We start from the raw sequence: 4,329 nt of genomic DNA, 5'->3' as shown, positions 1-4,329 counted from the left end.
CTAAAAAGAGCCGGCTGGAATGACGACTATCGGGCTCAGTTATTCTTTGGTTAAAAGATCAACAAAGTGTGCTCCCGCCCTGCCCAGTAGTTCTTTATCCTCAGGCAGTTCAGAGATTAATTTTAAATAATCTTGCGTTTTGCTCTCAGGCGGTAAAATCCGGATTTGAGCAAGCTCCTGAATAAATTCAAATACCTCTTCAATCTCTGCTTTGGTGGCCTCGGTGACTAAATCGACTTCCACCCCGAGATAACAAACTTCCGCATGCAAATCAGGCCAACTTGGCAATCCATTTTGTATAAGCTGGATATGGCTAATAGAACCTAACTTGCACAGATATCGAATAAATGAGGCGGGATCAAAACCGAACTCAAATAAGTTTGAAGAAAAACGCAAGGAGATATGCCAACTAGCAGCACTGGGGGTTCGCGACTCTCGCTCTACTTGCGGGAGTACCGGCTCAGCCAACGCACAGGAGGCGGTCGCATCCCCGGGAACAAGTGACTGCAATAAAGCAAATTGCGCCGCATGCTGCTGGACCAGAGGCGATGGCGCCATGCCAGTGACCAACGATTCGACCTCATTGCTCAGAATATCCAGTCCTGATAGCAAAGCCGATATTTGTTGCCGATTAAGTCCTACACCTTGGTCACGCACGCGCATGATGAGACTTTCTTGATGGTGGGTAAATGCGACAAAGTCATCCAGGGCGAATAAGCCGGCCGATCCTTTCAGGGTATGGACGGCCCGAAACAGGCTATTCAAGAGCTCTTCACCGTCGTCGCCGTCACCATTATCCAGCGCCAGCAATATAGTCTCAGCCTGCTGGATGAGATCCCTGGCCTCTTCCAAAAAATTTGCTAATAACTGGCTCCACTGATCCTGACTGAACATGCCGGCTCCTTAATCATCAATGTTCCGAAAGCACAATGACATCGCCAAACAGCGAGGCTAATTGGTAGAGATCCAGGAGTTCGATCACAGAGTTCGAATGCTGCTGCAGTGTTAGCTGCGCTCCCAAGCTTTTGCGTAATGCCAACAACAGTTGCAAACCTGCGGTATCAATTTCTGATACCCCGGCCAAATCCATGATCAATTCGCCCTCTACCGGCCAAGCTTCGGTTATTTGTTGCTGAAATTCGGCCACCTCGTAAATGGTGAATGGTCCATGGATACGTATAAATGAATTGGAGCCGTCGGTTGTTACCTGCAACACAGTCCACCTCCGCTAAAGGATCAGTTTTTCCACGGCAGCCAATAATTGCGGGGGCTGAAACGGTTTGATAATCCAGGCACGAGCACCAGCAGCCTGGCCCTCTTTTTTCTTGGATTCCTGACTTTCGGTGGTGAGCATGACCACAGGTGTAAATTTATGTTCCGGCTTACTCTTGAGGGCTTTCAGGAAGGTGATGCCATCCATATTGGGCATATTGACGTCGCTGATGATGAGATTAACGCGCTGCCCCACCAGCTTGTTCAGAGCATCCTGACCATCACAGGCGTCGATAACCCCGTATCCGACCGAGGTCAGCGCTGCTTTCACCAACTGCCGAATAGACAGGGAGTCATCCACTATCAACACTGTTTTACTCATGAACATTCCCTCTTAGAAAAAGGTAACGGCATCACTCTCGACTCGCGTATTGATTCGCCCTTGATGCTCTTCATCCGTCGTGAAGCGCTGACGGAAGCGCTGCTCCCAGTGGTGCAAATCAAACTCACCGCTCAGCTCTTCAATCATCATGGTGCGAATTTCAGTTAAATCCGTTTGTAGATGTTCGAGTATCTGGCTGACCCGATCTTGAAACTGTAACTTGACGATGATGTGGCTGATGGCGGTGGCACTCTCTTCAGATAACGAATGGAGCCGACTGCCCGCGTCGTGAAGTTCATTGATTTCTGTACTTAACCGCGCAGTCACTGTCATCACCGCCTGATCGAGTAACGCGAGGTTGTTGTCATCCGTCCGCACCAGATTATCTGCCGCATCAATGGTGGCCTGGATGGCTTGGGTGACCGCCTCGACTTTCTTGGCAATGTCCCGACCGGTTTCTCCGGATTGGCCAGACAAGGTACGCACCTCATCGGCAACCACCGCAAACCCTCGCCCCGCCTCGCCCGCACGAGCCGCTTCGATCGCGGCATTAAGCGCTAACAAATTGGTCTGGCTCGCCAGTTTTTGCACAGAACCGGCCATGTTCTTCAATTCCAGCATGTAGTTACTCAGCTCGGTAATGGTCTGCTGCAGCTGGGTTTTATAGCTACGCGCCCCATCAAAAGCGGCAATCACGCTAGCGAGTGAACGATTGGTCTCCTCGAGGACCTGGGTAATCGAGTGGCCACCATGGCGACCACCGAACAGGGTCGAACTAGTCTGGTTTTCTTCCTGTAATCGCCCCATCAACATGGAAAAAGGCGACAACAGGGCTTCGATGTTGTTGCGCACCAAGTCACTCACCACATCAATCTGTCGATGCCAGGCATCCAACACCGCAGGCATTTGCGCGAGTAAGGGATCTGGCTCTGGGGTAACCAACATTGGAGCCTCGTTCTGCTTATCGGCCCTAGCGCGCTCTAACAGCTGTTTCTGCTTAACAAACAGAATGAGATCAACGAGCTGCAAGCCAATTCCGGCGGCGATCAACAGCTGACCCACAGTGGCATGATTCAGCCCGATAGCCAGTAAGCCAAGGCCGCTCAGTAACAACACCAACACTCGGTACACAGCAAACCTCCGAGACAAAGAAAGATAAATAAGACAGATAACCAGCAGACACTTGGCAAGCTTAGGAAGGAATAGTGGTGACAACCGGAACACAGAGTCGTTATGTGACGGATGTCACGCGACAAGATGAATGCGCAAATTCAGTGCCAATAACAGACAAAATCACTGAAAATCGATGAATATGGCAAATATGACAGCAGGGGGATTTACGGTGTTATTTATGCTAAAGCGTCTAACTCCAAGATATCTTTACTGTCTTCTACTCTAAATATTCTGAACCTATGATACATATCACTCTAAGACGCAAATCAGATTGGCGGAGTAGCCCAAACAACCGATATTGTTTACCAAACGAACCAACACGGAGAGTTGATCATGTTTCTCGACTATTTTGCCCTCGCGGTCTTACTGATCGTGGTACTAGTGTGTTTTTACGGAATTATTGTCATCCACGATATTCCTTATGAAATTGCAGTGAAGCGGGATCATCCGCACCAGGATGCCATTCATGCCGCAGGCTGGGTCAGTCTGTTCACTTTACACGCCATTTGGCCCTTCCTGTGGATCTGGGCCACCATCTACCGACCAGAACGGGGATGGGGATTTTCACAGCAACAACAACAGCAGGATCACACGCAACTGGCAGCTCTGGAATTGCGGATCAGCCAATTAGAGCAGCAACTGCACGCATCAACTGGCACGGAAAACGCCAAGAGTGCCCAGCAGGGAGAAGAATAAATGGATTTGCTCATCATCATGACCTACGCAGCCTTTGCCTATGGCTGTTTCAAGCTGTTTAATATTCCGGTCAATAAATGGACTGTGCCCACTGCGATCCTGGGCGGTGTATTTATTGTGGCCGGTTTAATTCTGACCATGAACTATAACCATCCTTACACCTTCATGGCCCAAAAAGCGGTCATCACGGTACCCGTGATCCCACAGGTCAGCGGAACCGTCTCGGAGGTGCTGGTCACCCCGAACCAGCTCATTAAAGCCGGCTCGATTCTGTTTAAAATCGACCCGACCGTCTATCAAGCGCGAGTGGATCGTCTGACCGCCGATCTGGTCAAGGCGGAGCAACAAGTCAAGTCCCAGCAAGCGCAACTGACCGCCAGCCAGAGTGAAGTCGAACGCGCCACGGCAGAACGGGACAAGGCGCTCAAGGATTTGGGACGATATCAGCGCGCGGCCGGAAAAGCCGTCAACCCCTTTACCGAACAAGAAGCAACCAACGCCAAGCAAGCGTACCTGGCCCAAGAAGCCAATCTGGCCACGGCGCGCGCTCAACAGCTGCAGGTGCAGAGCCAGTTGGATGCGATGGTGGATGGTGAAAATGCCTCCGTGGTCAGCCTGCGCGCCCAATTGCGCGAAGCGAAGTACAATCTGGAGCAGACGGTGGTTCGTGCGCTGACCGATGGCTATGCCACCCAGGTGCTGTTACGTCCGGGTAGTTATGTGAACAGCATGCCATTTCGCCCTTCGCTATTTTTTATTCCGAAGCAAGAGCGCGGTATCGTCGCCTCATGTACAGAACCTTAAGCGGCAAGCGAATTAATAATACCGTCTAACGTGTTGTTTTGCTTGGATTTTCTCTGCCTACT

Annotated in this window: 6 protein-coding genes; 2 read left to right on the top strand and 4 right to left on the bottom strand. The window is 50.7% G+C overall.

Features of this window, described 5'->3' with window-relative positions; translation table 11 throughout:
- Positions 1 to 39: 39 nt before the first annotated feature.
- The 4 genes from ACYVG7_RS11120 to ACYVG7_RS11105 are packed head-to-tail and all read right to left on the bottom strand — an operon-like array spanning position 40 to position 2,725.
- On the bottom strand, positions 40 to 894 hold the full coding sequence (locus ACYVG7_RS11120; protein WP_460883176.1) for an Hpt domain-containing protein: 855 nt from the start codon (positions 892 to 894) through the stop codon (positions 40 to 42).
- A 16-nt stretch (positions 895 to 910) separates the two neighbouring features.
- Positions 911 to 1,216 (bottom strand): STAS domain-containing protein, encoded by a 306-nt coding sequence (locus ACYVG7_RS11115; protein ID WP_460883175.1) that lies wholly within the window; start codon positions 1,214 to 1,216, stop codon positions 911 to 913.
- A gap of 12 nt (positions 1,217 to 1,228) precedes the next feature.
- Complete coding sequence (locus ACYVG7_RS11110) at positions 1,229 to 1,594, bottom strand: response regulator (RefSeq protein WP_460883174.1); 366 nt, start codon at positions 1,592 to 1,594, stop codon at positions 1,229 to 1,231.
- Positions 1,595 to 1,606: 12 nt separating this feature from the next.
- The gene (locus ACYVG7_RS11105) at positions 1,607 to 2,725 is read right to left on the bottom strand and encodes a methyl-accepting chemotaxis protein (RefSeq protein WP_460883173.1); all 1,119 of its coding nucleotides are present in this window, start codon (positions 2,723 to 2,725) and stop codon (positions 1,607 to 1,609) included.
- Positions 2,726 to 3,100: 375 nt separating this feature from the next.
- Here ACYVG7_RS11105 and ACYVG7_RS11100 point away from each other — a divergent pair, with 375 nt between their 5' ends.
- Together ACYVG7_RS11100 and ACYVG7_RS11095 are read left to right on the top strand one after the other, a co-directional pair.
- Positions 3,101 to 3,463 (top strand): DUF3302 domain-containing protein, encoded by a 363-nt coding sequence (locus ACYVG7_RS11100; RefSeq protein ID WP_460883172.1) that lies wholly within the window; start codon positions 3,101 to 3,103, stop codon positions 3,461 to 3,463.
- Complete coding sequence (locus ACYVG7_RS11095) at positions 3,464 to 4,267, top strand: HlyD family secretion protein (RefSeq protein WP_460883171.1); 804 nt, start codon at positions 3,464 to 3,466, stop codon at positions 4,265 to 4,267.
- Positions 4,268 to 4,329 lie beyond the last annotated feature (62 nt).

It is taken from the genome of Pseudaeromonas pectinilytica, from assembly GCF_054780855.1.
The sequence above is the reverse complement of the archived record's forward strand: the minus strand, read 5'-3'. Positions and strand labels throughout refer to the sequence as shown.

What these genes read in the sequence shown, in the direction of transcription:
- ACYVG7_RS11110 (WP_460883174.1), bottom strand. Translation starts at nt 1,594, where the DNA reads ATGAGTAAAACAGTGTTGATAGTGGATGACTCCCTGTCTATTCGGCAG.
- ACYVG7_RS11095 (WP_460883171.1), top strand. Translation starts at nt 3,464, where the DNA reads ATGGATTTGCTCATCATCATGACCTACGCAGCCTTTGCCTATGGCTGT.
- ACYVG7_RS11120 (WP_460883176.1), bottom strand. Translation starts at nt 894, where the DNA reads ATGTTCAGTCAGGATCAGTGGAGCCAGTTATTAGCAAATTTTTTGGAA.
- ACYVG7_RS11100 (WP_460883172.1), top strand. Translation starts at nt 3,101, where the DNA reads ATGTTTCTCGACTATTTTGCCCTCGCGGTCTTACTGATCGTGGTACTA.